Here is a 22,551-nt window from a genome sequence, read left to right as displayed (position 1 = left end):
GGCTCAGCTTGCCGCTTGCGTCCGTCTTGAACGGCCCGCCCGCCGTGATCTCGTTTCCGTCGGAGCCGTAGAGCTTGTATTCTTTATCTGCATACGCGCTGCCGCCTACGCTGACCGTGAACTCGAACGCCGCGCCTGCCGGGGCGTCGCCCGTCACCTGCTTTTCAACCGTGAGGGTCCGCAGCGGCTTGTAGGCGTTCTCAAAGCTTGCCGTCGAGCCCGCTTCGGATACCGTTCCGGTATCGCCCGTCGCCGTCTGTACATAGTCCGTCTTCGGCGTTTCCACAACCTCGTACGCCGTTCCCTGCAGGATGCCGCCGAATACCGCTTCCTGGTTATCCTTCAGCGTCAGCTTCCCGTCCGCGTCCGTCTTGTACACGCCGATCTGCTGTACGCCGCCTTCATACAGGTCGTATTCCTTGTCCGCATACGGTGCGCCCGCCACGTTCACCGTAAACTCGAACGTGTCGCCCGCCGGGGCGTTTGCCCCTGTTACCGTCTTTTTGACCGTCAGGCCCTGCTTCGGCTCGTAGTTGTTCGTGAATACCACGCTGTTTTCGCCGTCCGCAATGCTGCCGTCCTGCGACGTATGGTCCGCCGCATAACCGTCCTTCGCGCTTTCCGTCACTTCATAGGTCGTGCCGACTGCGATGCCTTCAAACACTGCCTTCTGGTTCGCCGTAAGCGTCAGCCTGCCGTCCTTGTCCGTCATGTAGCCGCTGCTGCCGCCCGGAATCTCGACCGGGGCCGCCGGGTCGCTGATGTCGTACAGCTTGTACTCCGCGTAGCGGTATACCGTGCCGCCCACCTTCACCGTGAAGGTAAACGCGTCGCCGTCCGGGGCCGTGAAGCCCGGGGATGCCGTTACCGTTTTGCTCACTTCCAGGCTGCGCTTCGGCGCATAGTTGTTCGTGAACACCGCCGCGCTGCTGTTGTCTTCCGCAATGCTGCCCGTATCGCCTGTGCTCGTCGTCTCGTAGTCCGCGTATGTATCCTCTGTTATTTCATAGCCAAGGCCTGCCGTAATTCCTTCAAAGACCGCTTTTTCGCCCGCCTTAAGGTTCAGCCTGCCGAGCGGCCCCGTTTTATAGGGAGCGCCCACCGTGATTTCCACGCCGTCCGCGCCATAGAGTTTGTACTCCTTATTTGCATACGCGCTGCCGCCTACCCTTACCGTAAAGCGGAACGTCGCGTCTCCCGGGACGTTTTCACCCGTCACCTGTTTTTCAAGCGTCAGGGTGCGCTGCGGTTCATAGTTGTTTGTAAAGCCCGCCGTGCTGCCGGAAGGAGCAAGGTTCCCCGTTGCCGGGCCGCCGTTTTCCGGCTGGGTCTGGACATAATCGTCCTTCGCCGTCTCTGTTACCTCGTATGCCGTGCCGACAGGAATTTCCTCGAACAGTGCGGCTTGTCCCGCTTTGAGCGTCAGCTTGCCGCTTGCGTCCGTATAGAACGGTCCGCCCGCCGTGATCTCATTGCCGTCCGCGCCATAGAGCCTGTATTCTTCGTCCGCGTACGGAGCGCCCGCCACGTTCACCGTGAACTCGAACGTATCGCCCGCCGGGGCGCCGTCGCCCGATACCGTTTTCTGTACCAGGAGGCCCTGCTTCGGTTCGTAATTATTCACGAATTCCGCGCTGCCGCCGTCCGTGGTGATCTCGCCGTTTGCGGATAAGCCGCCTTGTGGCTGCGTCTGGACGTAACCATCTTTCGCGTTTTCCGAAACATCGAAATTCCGGCCAACCGCGATGCCTTCAAACACCGCTTTCTGGTTTGCGGTGAGCGTCAGCCTGCCGCTTCCGTTCGTCATATAGTTGTCGCCCGGAATTACAACCGGCGCCGCCGGGTCGCTGATGTCGTACAGCGTATACTTCGCATAGCGGTATAACGCACCGTCAATCCTTACCGTGAAGGTGAACGTGTCGCCGTCCGGGGCCGTGAAGCCCGGGGAAGCCGTTACCGTTTTGCTCACTTCCAGGTTGCGCTTCGGCGCATAGTTGTTCGTGAACACCGCCGCGCTGCTGTTGTCTTCCGCAACGCTGCCCGTATCGCCCGTACTCGTCGTTTCGTAGTCCGCGTTCGCGGTCTCCTTCACTTCGTACGCCGTGCCCGCCACAATGCCTTCAAACACTGCCTTCTGGCCTGCCGTAAGGCTCAGCTTGCCGCTTGTGTCCGTCTTGAACGGCCCGCCCGCCGTGATCTCGATCCCGTCGGAGCCGTAGAGCCTGTATTCCTTGTCCGCATACGCGCTGCCGCCTACGCTGACCGTGAACTCGAACGCCGCGCCTGCCGGGGCGTCGCCCGTCACCTGCTTTTCAACCGCGAGGGTCCGCAGCGGCTCATAGCTGTTTGTAAAGCTTGCCGTCGAGCCCGCTTCGGATACCGTTCCGGTATCGCCCGTCGCCGCCTGTACATAGTCCGCCTTCGGCGTTTCCACAACCTCGTACGCCGTTCCCTGCAGGATGCCGCCGAATACCGCGTACTGGCCTGCCGTAAGCGTCAGCTTGCCGCTTGCGTCCGTCTTGAACGGCCCGCCCGCTGTGATTTCCGTATCGTCCGAACGATACAGCTTGTATTCCTGGCCTGCGTACGGAGCGCCCGCCACGTTCACCGTGAACTCGAACGTGTCGCCCGCCGGGGCGTTTGCCCCCGTTACCGTCTTTTTGACCGTCAGGCCCTGCTTCGGCTCGTAGTTGTTCGTGAACGCCACAACGTTTTCGCCGTCCACAATGCTGCCCGTGGCCGCGCCGGAAGGCGAGGTCTGGACATAGCTGCCGCCTTTGGCGGTCTCTTCCACCTTATAGGATGCGCCCACCGCGATGCCGTCGATGAACACTGCTTTCTGGTTTGCCTCAAGCGCCAGCCTGCCGCCTATATCCGTCTGGTAGGTGTTGCCCAGGATTTCAATCGGGGCCGCCGGGTCGCTGATGTCGTACAGTTTATATTCCCGATAGCGGTATACGGCACCCTCCACGGTAACCGTGAACTCGAACACGTCGCCCGCCGGGGCCGTGAAGCCCGGGGAAGCCGTTACCGTTTTGCTGATCTCGAGGCTGCGTTTCGGCGTATAAGCATTGCTAAACGCCGCCGTCGAACTGCCGTCCGCCGCAATCGTACTCTTGTCGCCCGTCGCGCTTGTCACATAATCCGCATTCGGCGTCTCCACCACTTCATAGGATGTGCCCGCCGTGATGCCTTCAAACAGCGCTTTCTGGCCTGCCGTAAGGCTCAGCTTGCCGCTTGCGTCCGTCTTGAACGGCCCGCCTGCCGTGATCTCGTTTCCGTCCGAACCATAGAGCTTATATTCTTTGTCCGCATACGGAGCGCCCGCCACGTTCACCGTGAATTCGAACGCCGCGCCTGCCGGGGCGTCGCCCGTCACCGTTTTGGTAATGGTAAGGCCGCGCTTCGGCTCATAGGTATTCGTGAATGCCGCCATAGAGCCGTCCGCAGCGATTGCGCCGCTCTGCGTTGCGTTATCCGTCCTGTAGTCCGTCTTTGTTTCTTCCGTTACTTCCCATGCAGTCCCCTGGAGGATGCTGCCAAAGGTCGCGTACTGGCCTGCCGTGAGGCTCAGCTTGCCGTCCGTATCCGTCTTGAACGGGCCGCCCGCTGTGATTTCCGTGCCGTCCGCGCTGTAAAGCTTATATTCCTGCTCTGCGTACGGTACGCCGCCGACCTTGACAACAAACGTGAACGTGTCGCCCGCCGGGGCGTTTTCGCCCACAACCGTCTTTTGTACGGTCAGGCCCTGCTTGGGTTCATAATTATTTGTGAATACCACGCTGTTCGCGCCGTCCACAATGTTCCCGTCCTTCACCAGGCCGTCCGCAACGTAGCCGTTCGCCACGCTCTCGGTAACCTCATAAGGCGTATTGACCGCGATGCCGTCGACAAATACCGCTTTCTGGTCTGCTTCCAGCGTCAGCTGGCCGTTCTTGTCCGTCGTATACGGGCCTGCCAAAATCTCCGTCTCGGGCATGCCTTCCGGTGCATAATACAGGCGGTACTGCCTGAACACATACGGCGTGCCGTTCACCTTGACCGTAAACGTGAACTTGTCGCCGTCCGGGGCCGTGAAGCCCGCGGAAGCCGTCACTTTTTTGCTCACTTCGAGGTTCCGTTTGGGCTCGTAGCTGTTCGTGAACGCCGCTTCCGAGCCGTCTGTTGAAACCGTGCCCGTCGCTCCGGTCGCGCTTGTTACATAATCCGCGTTCGCCGTCTCCGTCACTTCATACTGCCAGCTTGCGGAAAGGTTCTCAAACACTGCTTTCTGCCCCGCCTTAAGGTTCAGCTTGCCTTCCGCCGTCGTCGCGAACGGGCCGCCCGTCGTGATTTCATTGCCGTCCGCGCCATAGAGCCGATAGGTCTTTGCCGCATACGCCTGCCCGGCCACCTTGACCGTGAATTCAAACGTCGCGTCCGCCGGAACGCCCTCGCCCGTTACCGTTTTGGTAATGGTAAGGTCGCGCAGGGGCGCATAGTTATTGTTGAACTGCGCAAGGTTGCCTTCAGAGGAAATCCTTCCGCCTTCGCTCGTTTTATCCGCCGTATAATCTTCCTTCGCTTCCTCGATGACTTCATAAGCCGTGCCCTGCAGGATGCCTTCAAACACTGCCTTCTGGTCCGCCTGCAGCGTCAGCTTGCCGTCCGCGTCCGTTGAGAACGGGCCGCCCGCCGTGATTTCATTGCCGTCCGCGCCAATGAGCGTATACGGCTGGCTTGCATACGGCGCACCGCCGACCTTCACGGTAAACGTGAATACGTCGCCCGCGGGAGCGCTTTCGCCCGTCACCGTTTTGGCAACGGTCAGGCCCTGCTTCGGTTCGTAGTTGTTCGTTACTACGATGCTGTTTTCTCCGTCTGCGATTGCTCCTTCGTGCGTCGGGTCGTCCGCTACATAACCATTCCTGCCGCTTTCCACAACATTGTATGTCGTGCCGACCGGGATATCCGCAAATACCGCCATCTGGCTGGCTTTGAGCTTGAACTGTCCCTTGCCGTCCGTCATATAACCGCTGGCGTTCGGGATTTCCACCGGGCCCAGCGAGCCGGAAACATCGTACAGCTTGTATGGTTTATACTGGTATTCCGCGCCGCCGATCCTGAGCGTAAACGTAAATTCGTCGCCGTCAGGTGCGGTCAGCCCCTGCGCGGCCGTCACCATTTTGGTGATCTGCAGGCTGCGTTTGGGCTCGTAGCTGTTTGTGAACATTGCCGCGCTGCCGTTTGTGGCAAGCTGGCCTGTTGCGTCTGTCGCGCTTGTCACATAATCCGCATTCGGCGTTTCTACCACTTCGTAGGGCGTCCCCGCAAGGATTCCGTTAAAGATTGCCTTCTGGCCCGCCTGCAGGGTCAGCTTGCCGCTTCCGTCCGTCCAATAGGGAGCGTTGTCCAAAATTTCGTTATTGCTCGCGTCATAAAGCTTGTATTCCTTATTCGCATACGCGCTGCCGCCTACGTTGACCGTGAATTCAAACGTCGCGTCTGCCGGAACGTCCGTGCCCGTCACTTCTTTTGCGATCATCAGTCCGCGAAGCGGGGCATAGTTGTTTACAAAGGACGCCGTCGAGCCTGCCGCCGCGATGTTTCCCGCCGCGCCCGTGCTCGTCGTTTCGTAGTCTTCCTTTGCATCCTCCGTCACTTCGTACGGCGTATTTACGGTGATATCCTTACTGAATACCGCTTCCTGGCCGTTTTTGAGCGTCAGCTTGCCGTCCGCGTCCGTCTGGTATACGCCGATCTGCTCCACGCCGTTTTCATACAGCCTATAGGACTTATTTGCGTAAGCCTCGCCGCCTACCTTCACGGTGAACGTGAATTCGTCGCTCTGCGGCGCATTGTTTCCTGTTACCGTCTTTTTGACCGTAAGGCCCTGCTTCGGCTCGTAATTGTTGGTAAACGAAGCCTCGCCGCCGTCTATGGTGACCGGCCCTGATATCGATGACGCCGAGGACGTGTAATTGTCCTTCGGGTCTTCCGTCACTTCATATACGCTGTTTACGGCGATTTTCTCAAAGACCGCCTTCTGGCCCGCTTCCAGCGTCAGCTTGCCGTCCTTGTCCGTCATGCGGTCGCCGGGTATCGGGACCGGATTCGCCGGGTCTGCGATGTCGTACAGCTTATATGGTTTATACTTATACAGCACGCCGTCGATCTTGACCGTAAACGTGAACGTATCTCCGTCCGGGGCAATGAAGCCCTGGCTGGCCGTGACCGTCTTGCTGATTTCAAGGTCGCGCTCCGGCGCATAGTGGTTCGTAAACGCCGCCGTCGAGCTGCCGTCCACAGCGATATGGCCTTCCGTTCCTGCCGACGTGGTCTGGTAATCCGGGTTCGGCGTTTCCGTCACTTCGTATTTCAGCCCCGCGGAAATTCCGTCAAAGACCGCTTTCTCGCCCGCTTTTAAGGTCAGCTTGCCGTTTGCGTCCGTCTGGTGGCTCCCGTTGGCCACGTTTCCGTTTGTTTCAACCAGCGTGTAATCCTTGTTTGCATAGGGAACGTCCCCGATTTTGACCGTAAACTCAAACTCCGCGTCCGTGGGGGCGGGAAGTCCCGCGCTTGCCGTAACCGTCTTTTGTACGGTCAGCGTGCGTTTCGGTTCATAATTGTTCGCAAACTGCACCGTGCTTCCCGTGGATGAAATAGTCCCGCTCGCGCTCGCTTTGTCCTGCGTGTAATCCGCCTTCGTATCCTCGCTGACTTCGTAGGTCGAATTCAGCAGGATACCGCCGAATACCGCAGACTGTCCGGCCGTAAGCGTGAACTTGCCTTCGCCGTCCGTCTTGAACGGGCCGCCCGCCGTGATTTCCACGCCGTCCGCGCCATAGAGCTTATATTCCTGGCCTGCATAAGCCTGCCCGCCTACCTTCACCGTGAAGGAGAACGCATCGCCCGCCGGCGCATCCGTGCCCGATACGACTTTCTTTACCGTAAGGCCCTGCCTGGGCTCGTACGTGTTGTTCGCATACACCTCGATGTTGCTGAGGCTGACCGTCCCGCTCGCCGGGCTCAGCCCGTTGCCCGTTAGATACTGCGACGTATAGCCGTCCTTTGCGGATTCCACAAATTCATACGTGCTGCCCACCGGAATGTCCTCGAATACCGCGCGCTGGTTTGCCTTGAGTTTCAACTCGCCGCGCTCGTTCGTCATGTGTGTGCCCGGCACTTCGATCCAGGTTGCCGCACCCGGGCCGTCCGCCGCGTTTTCCGCATAATACAGCTTATAGGTTTTCAGTATATACGTCTGCGCGTTCACCCTTACCGTGAACGTAAATTCATCGTCCAGCGGCGCGGGCAGCGACGCGGAAGCGGTTACCAGCTTTGTGAGGCCGATGTTGCGCTTCGGGTCGTATTTGTTCGTAAAGACCGCCTTCGAGCTGTCGTCGTCCGCGATGTTACCCGTGTCGCCCGTCTTCGTGGTGGTGTAATCCGCTTTTTTCGTTTCCTCCACCGTATAGGCGGCGCCGCGCAGCACCGAAAACTCCGCTTTCTGGCCCGCCGCAAGCGTCAGTTTGCCGTTTGCGTCCGTCTTGTAGTTTCCGCTGACCGGGTTTCCGTCCGTTCCGTAAAGGATATACGGAGTATCCGCAAGCGGCTGCCCGCCCAGCTTGACCGTAAATTCAAAGGTGTCGCCCGTGGGAGCCGTCAGCCCGGATACGGATTCGACCTTCTTTTCCACCGTCAGCTTGTTCCTCGGCTCGAAACGGTTCGTAAACGCCGCCGTCGATCCGTTTGCGCCGTTGGAAATGGCGCCCGTATCGCCCGTCTTCGTGGTAATAAAGTTTTCCTTCGCATCCTCGGTCACCGTGTAGGTATAGCCCGCGATGAGGTCTTCAAATACCGCGCGCTGTTTATCTTTCAGCGTCAGGTACCCGTTTGCGTCCGTCTCATAGCTGCCGATCAGTTCCACCGGGCTGGCCGGGTTGGAAATATCGTAAAGCCTGTACGGCTTATTTGCATAATAACTGCCGCGTACCAAAACCCTGAACCTGAATTCTGCGTCTTCCGGCGCGGTAAAGCCCTGCGCCGCCGTCACCGTTTTTTCAATGTTCAGCGGACGGTATGCCGCATAGCGGTTGGTAAATCCGACGGACGTAAGGGGCAGGAGGGCGCTGCTGGTTGTGATCGCGCCGCTGTATACGCCCGAGCTCGGGCTGGTTACCGTATAATCGTCCTTCGGCGTTTCGGTAATCTCATACCGCCAGCCCTTGACCACCTGCGGGAACTCGATATACTGGCCCCCCTTGATCGTAAACTTGCCTTCGCCGTCCGTCTTGAACGGGCCGCCTTCCGTGATTTCCGTGCCGTTCGACAAATACAGCTTGTATTCCTGGTTTGCGTACGGCGCAAGCGTGGTCGCCGTTTTGCCCATCTTGATGGTAAACTCAAACTCGTCGTCCGCCGGCGCGGCCACGCTGCCCGAAACGGTGTTTACCGTCTTGGTAAGCCTCAGCCTCGCGAGGTTGCCTTTATAATCGTTGACAAACGCCGCCGTCTGCGGGTTATTCTTGTCGAGCGTTCCCGTCGCCACGCCGCCTTCCGGCGATACTATGGTGTTGCCCGTCATCTCCGCTTCCGTCACGGTGTAGGTCAGCTTGTTTTCCATGCGGGAGAACACCGCCATCTGGCCTGACTTCAGCGTGAATTTCCCGTTTGCGTCCGTCGCCCATGTGCCCGGAATTTCCGTCGGGTTCGCCGGGTCGCTGATATCATATAATGTATATTCCGCCGGGCCGTAGGGCTCACCGTCCTGCAAAAGCGTATAGCTGAAATCGATCGCGTCGAGGTCTACGCCCGTCGCCTGCTTGGTGACGCGCAGCTCCGCCGGCTCGAACAGTTCCACGATAACGCTGTTTCCGAGCGTGGTCTCTGTTTTGGTTTCGCCCGTCGCCGCCGTAAACTCGTTTACCCACGCCGGGTTGTTGTAGGCGTGGATCGTCGGCTCGGTAAGAAGGGCCGGCGCCTTCATTTTCAGCATTACATAGGTGCCCTCGAGCGGCGCGAACACATAATCCGTGCCGTCCGTTTTCTTGGAAAGGTCCACCGCGACCGCTTTGACCGTGCTCATATCCGCCGGCTTCGTCGTTGTCCAGCCGGACGCCGCGTCCGTGAGGTCGTATGCCGCCGTCGGGTTGGTGGAATAATACACCACCGGTTCGATGCCCTTGCGCCGCGCCTGGATGGTGTCCACATCCTGCAGGATACCCTGCCAATAGGTGCTGTCGAACGTAAAATCTTCCATGCCCGCGCGATCGATGGCCGCGCGCTCCAGCCGGTCGTAAATCACGACGTTCTTCATCGTGCCGCCGTCCGTGTTCTGCACCTGCAGGCGGTAGCTGTATGTTTCGCTCGTCGCGACGCGCGCTTCCTCGTCATAGGACGCAAACTTGTCCGCATCCTCCTTGACCGCCTTGTCGATGCCCGTCGCCGTCGCCACCGTGATGTCGATCGTCCTCGAGGCGGAGTTATACTGCGTATTCATGGAATCCGCGTCGCCGTCTTCGTTCAGGTCGTAGAAATACGATTTTCCCTCGTCGTCCTTGCCCACGCCGGAAGGCGCGTTCGCGCCGCTGTCCGGGCGCACATATTCATTGCTGGAGTACTGGTTGCCTATGCCGAGGAATTCTCCTTCGAGCGGCTGCCACGCCGCGTCGTTTTCCTTCCCGTTTGCCGTCTTGTAATCCGTGTAGCGGAAATAGGCCCCCATGCTCACATAGATACTGGCGTATATGGAGTCGCTTAAGTACGGCTCGCCGTAGCTGGTCGGGGTCGGGTTGAATTCCGTATGTACGTTCACCTTAACCATCGTGCGCCCACTGCCCCGGTAATCCTCGATGACGTCGTACGAGGTGACCGTCACGTCCTGGTTGGCCAGGAAGTAGGTCCGGTTATCGGTGTTGTTATAGTTGCTGTACGCCCGGATGGGCACGTTCGGGTCGAACGCGTAGCCCTCCGGCAGCAGGTCGTAAAACACCCAGTCCTTCTGCGTCCATCCCATCTCGTCGAGCGTTACGTTATCGCCTGCATCCTTGAGCATCTGGAAGGTCACGTTGCTCCGGTAGGAATTGCTTTCCCTATAATTGTACAGCAGCGACTGCGTGCCGGTAAGCGTTACCGCCGCCTTGACCTGGCTGTTTGTCCTGTCGTCCGTCAACGCCACGGATTTGCTGAAGCCATTCACCGTGTACATAGGCACAAACTCTTTATATTGGTAATATTCGTTTGTATACACCTGCGAACCGTTCAGCTCGATCCGGCCCGTTTCATAGTTCTGGAACGCGATCCGGTTTCCGGTTTCAATGGAACTCTCGATCCGCGCCTTAAAGACAGGCGAATCGTGCCGGATCGTCGGGTTGATATACATATACATCTGCGACGACCATCCGTTGGACGAATCCGACAGGTGCTCGGCCCTCACCTTATAGATGCCTTCCGCTTTCAGGGAAGCCGGTACATAAGACATCGCGTCGACTCCGCCTACGGGAACGTACCGTTCGTGCCCGTTGTAATCGGCGGCTTTCTTAACCGTATCCTCGTACGGGATTTCGCCCGCAGCCTGCCATGCATTGGGGGCCGCCGCCGTCTGCACGTAAAGCTTCACCGGCTTGCCCGTGGGGGAACTAAAATTGGAATAATCCGACATCTCGATTGATGGGTCGATGATCCACAGCTTATCATCGAGGGTAATAACCCAGTTCGAAATATAGTAATCCTCCGGCCCGAGCTCAATATTGTCCGCAAGGAACCGCCCGTCCTCGACAATTAAGTTCATCTGGCTGTTTTCCGGCGTGGGGATATTGGTTTCGTTCAGGTACTTCCGGCCGTACGTATACATATAAAAGCTGTACGGCTGGTATGTCCCGTCCCCGAGGCTGACATTGCTCGAAGGCATCGAATAATCCTTGCCGTTTTTCATCGCCGTCTGCAGCACGGGAACGAGGCCGTTGTTGCCCGAACGGTATTTATAGTTGGCATACAGGCTGCCCGTCGGCCGCGGCGGCGTCCATTCCACGATGGGCGTCGCGATGGTCTTCGACTGCGTGCTCGTGATGTTGTCATCTACCCCGGTGAGGTCCACCTGGAACGTATTTTCGGCGCTGGTTCCCGTATCGTACTGGTCCTTGGGGAAGCGCACCACGGAATAGATATAATACCTGCTGCTGCCCGGGTAAGCGATATTATCGTAATAGGAGCTGCTACTGCTGTACAGCGTCTGGTCGATCGAAAAGTCGATGGTGTTCGTATCGAGGTCCCACCGGCCCGCAAGCGCGCTTGCCGACGTCCCCGAGCCGAGCCTTTCGGTGTAGCCGCCAACGAGCTCGCCGCCCGTTCCGGGAATCTCCGTCACCTTGATATTGTAGGGCTGCGTAAAGCTGGTATTATAACTCATCCGGTAAACCAGATACCAGTAGTCGTCAAAGTCCGCCGGTTTTTCCTCGCCCTTGAGGTTCGGCGCATAGCTCTGGACCGTGGTCCAGTTCGCAACCTTACCGCCGTTGATCGCTTCCTTCGTCGCGGACGTTACCGTCGCGGACGTATCGATGCTGCCCGTGATGGTGTTGCTCGGCGGCTGTTCTTCGCCCTTGGTGGTAAGGCCCGCCGCGAAGCCAAAATCGGTTTCGTCTTCAACGCCCATGGCGTCCACGCCCCAGGCAACCTGGATCAGGTTGTTGCCGCCCGCCTTGATGGGCTTGCAGTTGGTGAGGATAATGTCGCCCGTTTCCGGGTCGATGGTATACCAGAAATCGGACTTGGTGACCATTTCCGGCGCCATCTTTACGCCGATATCCACAAATTTGCAGTCCGCGCCGTTCATTGGCTTTCCGTCGCGGTATTTCAGCAGGGCCGCGGGGATGCGTATCTGTACCTCGCCGATGGCGTAATCCACGTTGTTGGAAAACGTCACCTGGGCCTTGATTGTCCTTGCCGTCCGGCTGTTCCAACCGGTAAGCGAAAGGTCGCTGTCCGACTTGGTGCCCGGCAGGCTGTCGTACGCGATCCACTTTAATTCAAATTTATAGGGCTCCGTCTCCTCGTCCGCAAACGGCGTGACAAGGTTGTCCGAATCAGCGTCATTTTGCGGCACATCCTGCGTCGGGGCAGGGGTAGGCGTTGCCTGCGGCTGCTCGCTCGGAGCCGCAGGCTCTTCACTTGCCGTCGGTTCCTCGCTCGGTTCTTCGCTTGGTTCCTCGCTCGGGGTTGGCTCCGGCTCTTCGCCCGGTTCCTCACTCGGGGTTGGTTCCGGCTCGGTTTCTTCCGCCGGGTCCTGCGCAAGCTCAAACTGCGCCGCGCTGCCCGCTTCCGTCATGGTTCCGATTGCGGAGGCTCCGCCTTCCGTTCCAATGGCCAGCGCCGCCGTGTTTTCGACCGGCACGCCCGTTTCCGGGGCAACAAAGGAGAAGCCCTCTTTCGCGCTTCCTTCCACCATATATTCGGTTCCCGGCTCAATTCCCTCAAACAGCGCCGTTTGGCCTGTTTTCAGCATGAACTTGCCTTCCGCGTCCGTCGCGTAGGCAATGTCCAATTCTTCGGCAGGGTTTTTCGTCACGTCAAACAGGCGGTACGGCTGGTTTGCGTATATCGCTCCGCCAACGCTGAGCACATATTCCGCCGCCTCATCCTCCGCGATGTTTTCTCCTGTGATGGTGTTGTAAATCCACAGCCCTCCGGCCTCCGCCGCTTCCTCCGCTGCGTCCGTGGACGCGGAAGCCTCCGGTTCTGCCGGGGGCGGCGTTTCGTCTGACGAAGGCGTTTGCTGCGCCTCGCCCTCTCCGCCGTCCTGCGTGGGAGCTTCACCGCCGTTTTCCTGCGCAGCAGGCGCGCCGAACATCCCGGTATCCGTCTGCGCGAATACCGTGATTACGCTGCTGGCCGCAATAACGACAGCCAGAATAAGCAAAATTATATTCCGCACCCGTTTCTTGGCGGAAATCTTATTGCTTTTCTGGAGATACTCTTCTTTCTTTGATTGCCAGTTCCCGTTCATCGCTTTTCTCCTTTGTTTCTCTGCAAATCTATCAAACATTCTCATGGCGGGCTTTGCCCGTCCTGCGTTTCTATTAATCATCAGGCCCCTTCGCCTGTTGCTCTCTCTATTTATATTGGCCCGAAGCCGCCCAGCGGCCATATCCGGAAAACCACTTTCCCGAGGATTGTCGATTCCGGCACCATCCCCACGATTTCCTTGCGGCTGTCTACCGAATTGTTGCGGTTATCCCCCAGGATAAACACCCTGCCGCGGGGCACCACCGCCGGAAACTCCATGTCGGGCTTTTCATGTATGGGCTCCGCGATATAGGGCTCGTCGATCACTTTTCCGTTGACGCTTACCGCGCCCGTGCCGGGATCGATATCCACCGTGTCTCCCGCGAGCGCGATTACCCGCTTCGCCAGGTCGCCCTCCCCGATGTCCAGCTCCGTAACGACGATATCGCCGTAGTCCGGTTTATATCCAAGGGGGGAGCACAGTACCACGTCCCCGCCCCGGAGGGTCGGCTCCATGGACGCGCCGGAAACGGTTGCGATGCGCAGGACGTAAATGTTGAGCAGCATAACCGCCATGACGACAAAAAGGATGCGCCCGATGATTCCACCCACCTCTTTTTGCCGCTCCCGGCGTTGTTCAATCCGCTTGATTTCAGCATGTATCGCCTCAAGGCTTGGCCGCCTTCCGCTTCTCGTCTGAGCCAAATGTTAAGTATCCCTTCGTAATTTCCTTCCCTGCGGCCGGATTATTGCACTTCTTCCGCTTCATCCTTATCCAGCCGCTTCAATACCTTCAGCAACTTTTTTACCTGGTCCGTACTGAAGGCCGACCGTGTTCCTTCGCTGCCCTCCGGCGCCGCTTCCTGCGGCGGCGTGGGCGCGGGTTTGGCCTTTTCCGCGTTGTCGTATCCCTGCTGCGCCTTGTTTACGGCTTCCTGTATGTTGGAAAGCATCTCCATGTTTTTCGCCTTCACCCGCTGCATAATCACAACCGCTTCCTGCCGCGCCGCTTCCACGATTCCTGCCGCTTCGCGCCGCGCGGTTTCCTTTGCGGCTTCAACCTCTTCCCGGCGCATTTGTTCCAGCTGTTTTAAGGCCGTTACGTGTTCCTTTGCCTGGTGCGACGCCTCGCTCAGCTGCCGGGCAAAATTTTCAATCGCCTGCCAGTTCGCGGGGCGGGTTTCCTGTCTTTCCTGTTTCTCCCGCTCGAGGAGCTGTTTGTTCACCTCCCGGAGTACATCGACGATTTCGCCGTTCCGGCGGGCAAGCCCGTTTTTTTCCTGTTCCAGCGCACTGTTCTTTGCCGTGAGGTCGCCGATCCTGCTCCGCAGGCGTTCGTTTTCCTGTTCTGTTTTTCCCAATTCCTCTTCGAGCTGCCCAAGCAGGATAACCAGGTCTCCCCGGTTCAGCTTTTGGAGTTTTTTCATTTCACGCGTGGTCTCCGGCATGGGAGCCTCCCTTCAGGACCCTTCGCTTATTGCCCGGGCTGTTGTGTTTTATTTGTGATATCGTCCATCGCATTTTTGATCTCGTCGTTCAAATTTGCAGTAAATTTATCGACCTCGTCCAGAAACGCTTCATATTGTTCATATTCCTGCCCCCCGCCCTGCGGGTCCGCCGCGGCCGAATCCTTCTTCCACGAATCCGTTTCGTCCGGTGTGTGCGTTTTCGGCGCGCCCTCGCCGGAACCCAATATTTCATTCAGGTGGGGAACCCGTTCGCTTTCTTCCGCCTGCCGCTGTATGGGCGCGGCCTCTTCATGCAGGTCTTCCACTTCGCCCTTTTGCTCGAACGCGCCCCGCGCGCCCACCAGCATATGGTCGATTTCCTCCTGCAGCGTTTGCAGCACGTTTGTGCTCGCGGCCTTCATCCGCTGTGCGCCCGCCTTGGCCTGGGCAAGGATTTGCTCGGCCCGCCCGCGCGCCGTCTCCACGATTTTATCCGCTTCCTGCTGCTTCACCGCCTCAAGCTCCCGGATGCGGGCGATATATTGGTCCGCGGCCTTTTGCGCCGCTTCCATCACGCCGTTCACCTGGATCATGGATTCCGCCAGCGAGCCCGGCTCGATATGGCCGATCCTCTGTTTGTCCTTTTCTTTTTCCATCTCTTCAATCAGGCTTCTGAGCTCCCGTATTTTTCTTTCGCTGTTTTCGTTTTCCAATTTCAGCCCGCGGTTTTCATCATCGCATTCCTGCAAAAGACGGAGTAAATCGTTCTTCCCCATTTTTCTTAATTGTTGAAATTCCATACGCTCTTTCATACCAAGTCCCTTTCCTGATTGATCTATTGTTACGGAGGATTGCGTGTCTTCTTTCCTGCCGCTGATTTCCCACGCAATTTTCCGTGCAAATTCTTCCTTTAATTCGGCAATTTTACTTTTATACAGTCCATCCAGGCATTGCAACGCGTCGATCACGCGTTTCTTGTTATATCCAAACAGTGCCGTTGGAAGGACGAGCATCCTGAAATATTGCGCGATCTCCGGGTACGTTCCCGGTTCCTGCGGCAGCTGTGCCAGCCTGCCCCGGCTGCCCATCAGAATTTCCCTACGACGTTTTCATCATGCCTGCTGGTAAAAACGCCGCTGATTCCATCCATATCCCCGAGCTGCCTGCGGGTGATGCATTTTATAACCGTACCTGCCGCCGCGATGCCCACGAGCAGTAATAGTCCGATCAGTTCCAGATGATTCATCCCTTTTCTCCTTTTATTTCTTCCTGCTGTTATACCAACGGATTGCTCCGATATCTTTTGCGATACTGATTCCGAACAACAGCCCGAGCGCTCCGGCGCCGCCGAACAGTGTGACTGCAAGAGGCGTCCATTCGCCGTGGGTCCCGCCGTCCTTTTCTTCTTCACCGGCAGGTTCCGCCGGTTCCTCCGATGCCGCGGGCGCTTCTGCCGCTTTGGCGTCGGCCGTCTCCTCCGGTTCCGGTTCCGTGTCCGGGGCCGGTTCCTGTGTTTCCAAAGGCGCCTCCCCGTCCGGGGGCGGACCGCCCTGCTGCTTTATGCTGCCGCCCGCGGCGCCCGCCCTTTCCGCAGTCGGCTTGGGCGTCGGTTCTGCCGGGGGTTCTTCTGTCGGTTCGGGTATCGGATCGGCCGAGGGTTCCCCTGCCGGTTCGGGAACCGGCGACGGCATTATTGTTTGCGACGGCGTCGGTTCGGGCGTTTCTGTCGGCCCTGCCGTTGGAGTCGGCGTTGGTTTTGCTGTCGGCCCCGCCGTTGGCGTCGGCGTTGGCGTCGGCGTCGGTTCCGGCCCCGGCTCTGTTACATGCACCGTGATCTCAATATAATTCTGCCGCGTGTCTTCGGCGTGCAGGTACAGCGTCACCGGGTAATCCCCCGGCTGCTGCCGGTCCGTTAATTCACCGAGGTCAGCCGCTTCAAAGGTTCCTTCATACGGCGCCAGCCCCGGCATATGCCGGATGATCGCTCCCGACCGCCTGATTACCTCATGTTCCAGCACTCCCTGTCCGTTCAGCTCATACGCTTCGCGGCCGGTCATGGTAACATCCCACGCCTGGAGGCAGAAATCCGGCCAGTCGACATGGTGGTATCCGTCCTGCTGTGCCGCCATGGCATAAAACGGAAAGCACAGGCATAACAGAAACGCGATGCATATTGCAATGAATTTGTAATGCCTTTGCTTTTTCGTCGTAACCGCTCCTCTCTGTAAAACGTCAAAATCCTGCTATTCTTTCGTAGTATAGTTTTACAGCAAAGGGGTCCGTTTGAGAGAAAACATGACGCAGACAACCTGTTTCGGCACGCAAACGACATTTTTTTCCCTTAAACGACACATCCGGCTACAGGGTGCACACCGCCCGTACGGCCTTCATATAGGCCCTTCCGACCGGCACCATCGCTCCGTTTACAAGTGCAATCTGTTTGTGACCCGCATTAAATTGTGCGATTTTTTCCACCGCCACGATATAAGAGCGGTGAGTCCGTATGAATCCCTGGTTCGAGAGCATGTTCTCGATTTTCCTGAAGGTAGAATAAAATGCGAAGCTCGTGTCCTTGTAATATACATTGATACAATGACCCTGCACTTCGAAATAATGAATGTCTTTTACAAACACCTTGCGGCTTTCCCCCGCGCAGGAGAAGATAAGCGTTTCCCGCTTTTTCTTTTCGCATTTCTCCTGCACCCGGAGAAAAATTTGTTCAAACCGTTCCCGGGGGGTCTCCTCTTTAACCACATAGTGGAATGCATCCACATCAAACGCCCTTAAAATAACATTTACCGCCGTGCTCGCCGTAAGGAAGATAATTTCGCTTTCAACCCCGCTTTCGCGCAGCCTTCCGGCTGTTTCAATCCCGTCCAGCCCCGGCATGTCGATGTCGAGGTAAATCAGGTCCGGCTGCCTTTGCGGGTCGCCCAGTTCAAACAATAGTTGCTTTCCGCTTAAATATGGGTCGATCTTAAGTTCAATCCGGTGTTTCTCGCAGATAGAGCTTAACAGGTCGGTGTACAGCATGATGTTTTCCCTGCAATCGTCACAAAGCGCTATGTTCACTGGTTTTCTCCTTGAAGGTTTCTTTGGGCAGCTTGGCCGCCCTGTCCAGCAGCTGCTGGATGGTCACACTGGTAAAGTATCCCTCCAGCTTTTCCTGCAGGCCGCAGTAAAACTCGTGGACCGGGCAATATTCCGAACGAAAGCACGGGTTGTTCTTTCCGTGCTCGAGACAATGGTTTATCTTGATCGACCCTTCCGTCACCTTCATAATGTCGAGGAGGGTAATGTCCTCCGGGCGCCGCATCAGGCTGTAGCCCCCCGATACGCCCATATGTCCGGCAATCAGCTTCGCGCTGCGCAGCTTGTTTGCCGTCGCCAGCAAGGATTTTTTGGCAATTCCGACCTGCTCGGATATTTCCCCGGCAGACGTAACGCGCCTGGTTTTGGAAAGATACATAATGACGCGGATCGCATAATCGGTTGTTATTGTCAGCTGCATCGTTTTTTCCTCTTTATATGAGAGCCCTTGCCCAGCGTCCGCCCCGTCTGCGGGAACGGATATAACCCACTGCTTATATTCGTTTGGGACTTTTTAAAACACATTCTCCCGAATGTGTTTTGTCTTCCACAGTCCGTTCTATGTCCTGATTCTTTCAAACCGGCAATTTCTTCTCCTTCATGCAATTCCGTAGATTCATATTTCATTTTTTCGTTCAAAAGCAGCTCTTATATTTCCCTGCTTTCACTCTCGAAAAACTTATATTTTTATCATAAGGTAAAGTATTATTCATTTTAAGACGAATATTGAGTACTCACGCGCGTTGTGTGACACATGTGTGATTTATGCAAGTTTTTTAATTAATCTTGCAATAATTATTTTTCGAGTCTTTTATTTGTGCAGCATCCGGCACGGCGGCCATGCCTCCGCCCGCATGCCGCCCGCCCTGCCGGAACAGTAGGCTGTTGTTCCGCCCGTTTTGGCCCTGCCCTCAAAAACCGGAAATTTATTTGCAAAAAAAAAGGCCCCTGCCGCTTCAATCCCGCAGCAGGGGTCTCGTTCCGTATTCTTTTTTGCGGCCGGGGCGCGCGTCCTCCAATAAAAAACGGGAAGCAGGCCGATAATAAGGCTGGCTTCCCGTTTAAAGAATGATCTGTTTTATCCGCCGCAGGCCGCAGCCTTGCAGCTTTTTCCGTTTTTCAAATGTTTGCCCTTACCACCTGCCAAAGCTGCTGCCGCCCGCGCCGCCGCCGGAGAAGCCCCCGCCGCCGGAACCGCTGCCGCCGGAGTTTCTGGTTGCCGTCATGCTGGCAAGCGCGTCCCGCATGCCCCGGTCTATGGAGCGCGTGAACCATACGGTGGAGTAAACGCCTCCGTAATAGCCATAATACCAATGCGGCGGCTCGAGGGCGATGCTTTCAAACCGTTTTGCCCATACGTCCGAAACGCCCAGCACATAGGCATAGGGCAGGATGTGGTAAAAATAGGACGGATCGTCGTTCACCATTGTTTTCAGTTTATCGGCTTCCACCGTTTCGATAAAGCGCTTCAGGCCAAGAATGCGCCCCGCCCACTGCGCGCCTTGCTCTGTGCGCCGGGGCATCGATCCCGCCATAAGCGCCATCAGGAAGGACGCCACCGCCGGAATACACAGCCACAGCCCGGCGATCAGCGGGAAGAACAGGTAAACGGCGGCATAGCATGCGGCGATCAGCACAATCCCGCCGATCGTCTTGCCGATGCTTGCCGATTTTTTATCCGATTTCCGTTTGCTGACGGCGTCGCACACCAGCAGCGCGCCGAACCAGCAGACCAGCCCGAAGATCACGCCCATCAGCACGGAGTTAAACACATCCATGCTGTCGAGGTAAGACGCAACGATGGCAATTGCCGCCAGCGGAACCGCCGCCAGAACGGTGGACAAATATTCAAACGCAACCGATTTTTTGGTATACACGCGGTTTTGCGCCGTATTATACTTTGCCTTGATCCGCTTTTTGGCGGAACGGATCGTATCGGCAAATTCGTATTTCATTTCCTTGATGCCGATGCTGTCCGAGAGTACGAACATCTTGCTGAAAATGATTTTTTCATAGTCGTTGGCGTCCGCAGGCAAATCCTGTACTTTTTTAAAGACCATGTTTTTTTCGTCCGGCTGGTGGATTTCGATATATCCCCGGTCGGCCCAGCAAATCAGCAGGGAAACGACGTCCTTATCGCTTGATTCCCCGTCGATAATATAACCCACGTCCGCGCTGTTCATGCCCTCCGGCGCTTCAAATTCAACCGTTTCCACTTCCCTGCGCCTGCTTCCGGCCGCCGCAAGCAGGATAATGGTTGCCACAAGCGCCGCGGCGCCCGCAGCCAACGCCGGGAGGAAGGAGGAAAACGCGGTGCGCGCGCCCACATAGTAGCCCTCCGGCAATTCGATCCGCACGCCCACGCCATAGCCGCCTTCAATTGTTTTTACCACCTCGCCCCGGATGGTGTTTCCCTCCACCGTATAGCGGAGCGCTTCCGTATCATACGTCCCGCTGCCGGAATCCCCGGTGGTAAAGCCGATCTTTTCCGCATTGAATTCCTCCGGCATTTCGATGGTGAAGGTAAGGTGTTCAATGGGAATTGTATTTTCCGGGCTGACGAGGTTGTAATAAAATTCATCCGCGCCCGGAAGGGTATCCGCGCCGAGGTCGTAGCGGTAACCGTACTCATATTCCTGCACCCCGGTAACCGCCGTATCCGGGTCGCCCAGGCGGACGACCATATTGTTGCCGTCCTTCTCCATATCGGCCGGTACGTTGGCGGTCAGGTCCGAAAGAACCGCATGCGCCCCGTTTTCCACAAAATTCCCGTTCACCATGCGCTTCAGCTGCATATCAACGGGAACCGTTTCCGTGATTCCGTGCGTCTCCCCTATGCTGCCTGAAAAATCCGCCGTTACCTTTTTTGAGATATCATACGTATTGTCCTTGTTCACCTTGACCGCAATATCTTCGCTCCTTATTACATAATCCGGTTCCGCCTGCGCGAATGCAAAAGACGGAAGCAGCAGGATTGCCAGCAAAACAGCGAGCACGGCAACATTCCTCAATACTTTTTTCATGGTTTTCCCTCCGAATATTTCCGATACGTGAAACGGCGGCCTTTGCGGAGCCGCCGTTTCCCTGCATTTTTCACCCTACGGGCAAGGCGGTCTGTTTACCGCCGGGCCTGCGCTATTGCGCTTTCCCGTTCTTTACCTTACGGTAAACCGTGCAGCCGATCAGCCCCGCCGAAACCGCCGCAAGCACAAGGAAAAGCATCATGTTTTCCGTGTCCCCTGTTTTGGGCGCTTTATTTCCGGGAGTATCCGCCGCCGCGGCCTGTGAAGAATCCACGATTGCATAGACGCTGAAGCTTGTCGCTTCCACCGTCAGGTAGTTTTTGCCATCCTCGCCTGTTTCAAGCTCAAAGGGCATTTCTTCCCCGGAGCCGTCCGCCGCAACATGGACGACATGGAGGTTTTCCGGGTTTGTGCTGTAGCCGTCCGGCAGCGGGAACCCAAGGAACACGGGAACATTCGGCTGGTACGCCCCGCTGCTGTTCACCAGCGTGATATCATACGCCGTGAACACGGTCCCGAACCTCGCGACGGCGGCTTTCACCGCCTCATATGCGTCGCCGCCCGTCACCGCGCCGATCTGGAGCAGGGAATCGGGGGTAATATTGCTGCCCGGCGTTACCATCGCGCTCGGCAGGAAATATTTGATGCCCGTCGCCTCGTCCTGGTTCAATACGCCGATATCGATTGCTCCCAGGAACGCAACCTCTACCTTGCCGTTCTCCCTGAGGTCCGCAGCCTGGAATTCATAGCCGCCGTCCCCTGTTTCCGTCGCGTTCACCGGCTGCCCGTTGACAACCGCGAGCAGGAAGGACGCGTCCTCGTCCGGATAAGCCCGGAAGGTGGCGGTGCTTCCCACCGGTACCGAAATAGAACCTTCTCCCCCGGCAACGCCGAACCATTTTCCGTTTTCCAGCATGAACAGGCTGCCCGGCCCTTCGATGTCTACGTCGATGCTGGCCATCTCCGTAAATACGACCTCGATGCTGCCGTGCTCCCGTACGTTTTCAACCTCAAATTGGTATCCGCCGTCCTCCGCCGGAGTCGCCTCCACCGGCTGCCCGTTCACGTACGCGCCCGCAAAGACCCCGTTTTCCTTAGCGGAAGCCCGGAAGGTCAGCGTACTGCCCTCCTGCACCTCGATGGAATCCTCCATCGGGGCCACGCCGCCCCATACCCCATTTTCGAGCATATGCAGTACGCCCGGCCCTTTGATGCTGACATCGAAGCTGACCATGGCATACTCCGTAAACGTAGCCGTAACGCTCTTTGCCTGATCCATGGTGAACGTGTAGGAATCCGCGTATTCCCCTTCGCCCGCCGGGACGTCCGTGCCGCCGACCGAAAGGACGTCAAGGTACGATCCTTCCTCCGCGTTCCACATAAGCGTTACCTGCGCGCCTTCGTCCACATCAAATTGCTGGCTGCCGTCCACCGTTACAGGCGCCGCCTCCCCGATTTTCACGTCCAGCGAGCCTGTGCCGTTCACTGTTACATCGAGGGCATAGGTCGCAGCAAGGGGCTGTACCGGTTCCTCCTCCGCCCCCGCTACCGCGGGGAACAGCGTAAGCACAAGGAGCGTCGCCAAAATAACCGCCGTTAATTTCCGTTTCATTATTTTTCCTCCCGAGTCAATATCTTTTTTACTTGTTATCTGAAACAGCCGCCGGCCCCTGTGCCGGACAGCCGTTTGCTTTACTTATTATACGCCGGAGGTTCCCCAAATGTCCCGTTTCCGGAACAAACGGGACGAAATAAGGCATGATCGGTAAAAATTGCCCCGGGCAGCCGGTTGACACCCGTTCTTTTGCCGTTGATTGCGGCAAGGCCGCCTATTAATCCTTTTTATACTACTATACCGTCCCCGCCGCACAATTTCAAGAATCCTCTTTATCCGCAGGCCAAGGCGCGCTTCTTTTTTGCTGCATTCCTGTTTGACATATACCCCATGGGGGTATATTATAATTGTTGTTATTTAATACCTGTACGGGGTATTGATACGGTATCAA

At 57.1% G+C, this 22,551-nt stretch carries 10 protein-coding genes; all 10 read right to left on the bottom strand.

Features of this window, described 5'->3' with window-relative positions; genetic code table 11:
• Positions 1–13,066, bottom strand: a 13,066-nt coding sequence (locus tag BBD38_RS06440; protein ID WP_147568106.1) for a DUF7601 domain-containing protein, incomplete at its 3' end; no start/stop codon positions are given.
• Between the two features lie 29 nt (positions 13,067–13,095).
• On the bottom strand, positions 13,096–13,689 hold the full coding sequence (gene lepB, locus BBD38_RS06435) for a signal peptidase I (RefSeq protein WP_082989529.1): 594 nt from the start codon (positions 13,687–13,689) through the stop codon (positions 13,096–13,098).
• A 41-nt stretch (positions 13,690–13,730) separates the two neighbouring features.
• Positions 13,731–14,432 carry a hypothetical protein gene (locus BBD38_RS06430; RefSeq protein ID WP_066685930.1) on the bottom strand — a complete coding sequence of 234 codons (702 nt, stop codon included), beginning with the start codon at positions 14,430–14,432 and terminating at the stop codon, positions 13,731–13,733.
• A gap of 26 nt (positions 14,433–14,458) precedes the next feature.
• Positions 14,459–15,520 carry a hypothetical protein gene (locus tag BBD38_RS06425; RefSeq protein WP_066685929.1) on the bottom strand — a complete coding sequence of 354 codons (1,062 nt, stop codon included), beginning with the start codon at positions 15,518–15,520 and terminating at the stop codon, positions 14,459–14,461.
• Entirely contained in the window at positions 15,520–15,678 is a 159-nt protein-coding gene (locus tag BBD38_RS14470) for a hypothetical protein (protein ID WP_156738174.1), read from the bottom strand. Before BBD38_RS14470 ends, BBD38_RS06425 begins: the two co-directional genes overlap by 1 nt.
• Before the next feature lie 13 nt (positions 15,679–15,691).
• Positions 15,692–16,561 (bottom strand): hypothetical protein, encoded by an 870-nt coding sequence (locus tag BBD38_RS06420; RefSeq protein WP_147568105.1) that lies wholly within the window; start codon positions 16,559–16,561, stop codon positions 15,692–15,694.
• A gap of 229 nt (positions 16,562–16,790) precedes the next feature.
• Complete coding sequence (locus BBD38_RS06415; RefSeq protein ID WP_066685926.1) at positions 16,791–17,504, bottom strand: LytR/AlgR family response regulator transcription factor; 714 nt, start codon at positions 17,502–17,504, stop codon at positions 16,791–16,793.
• Complete coding sequence (locus BBD38_RS06410) at positions 17,485–17,943, bottom strand: RrF2 family transcriptional regulator (protein WP_066685924.1); 459 nt, start codon at positions 17,941–17,943, stop codon at positions 17,485–17,487. Before BBD38_RS06410 ends, BBD38_RS06415 begins: the two co-directional genes overlap by 20 nt.
• 712 nt (positions 17,944–18,655) lie before the next feature.
• A complete protein-coding gene (locus BBD38_RS06405) occupies positions 18,656–20,545 on the bottom strand; it encodes a DUF2207 domain-containing protein (protein WP_066685922.1) in 1,890 nt (629 codons plus the stop codon).
• Between the two features lie 112 nt (positions 20,546–20,657).
• Positions 20,658–22,157 (bottom strand): hypothetical protein, encoded by a 1,500-nt coding sequence (locus BBD38_RS06400; protein ID WP_066685920.1) that lies wholly within the window; start codon positions 22,155–22,157, stop codon positions 20,658–20,660.
• Positions 22,158–22,551: the final 394 nt, after the last annotated feature.

The sequence above is a fragment of the Christensenella intestinihominis genome (genome assembly GCF_001678845.1).
GTDB lineage: Bacteria > Bacillota > Clostridia > Christensenellales > Christensenellaceae > Christensenella > Christensenella intestinihominis.
Note: the sequence above shows the minus strand (reverse complement) of the source record. Positions and strands in the feature narration are given on the sequence as shown.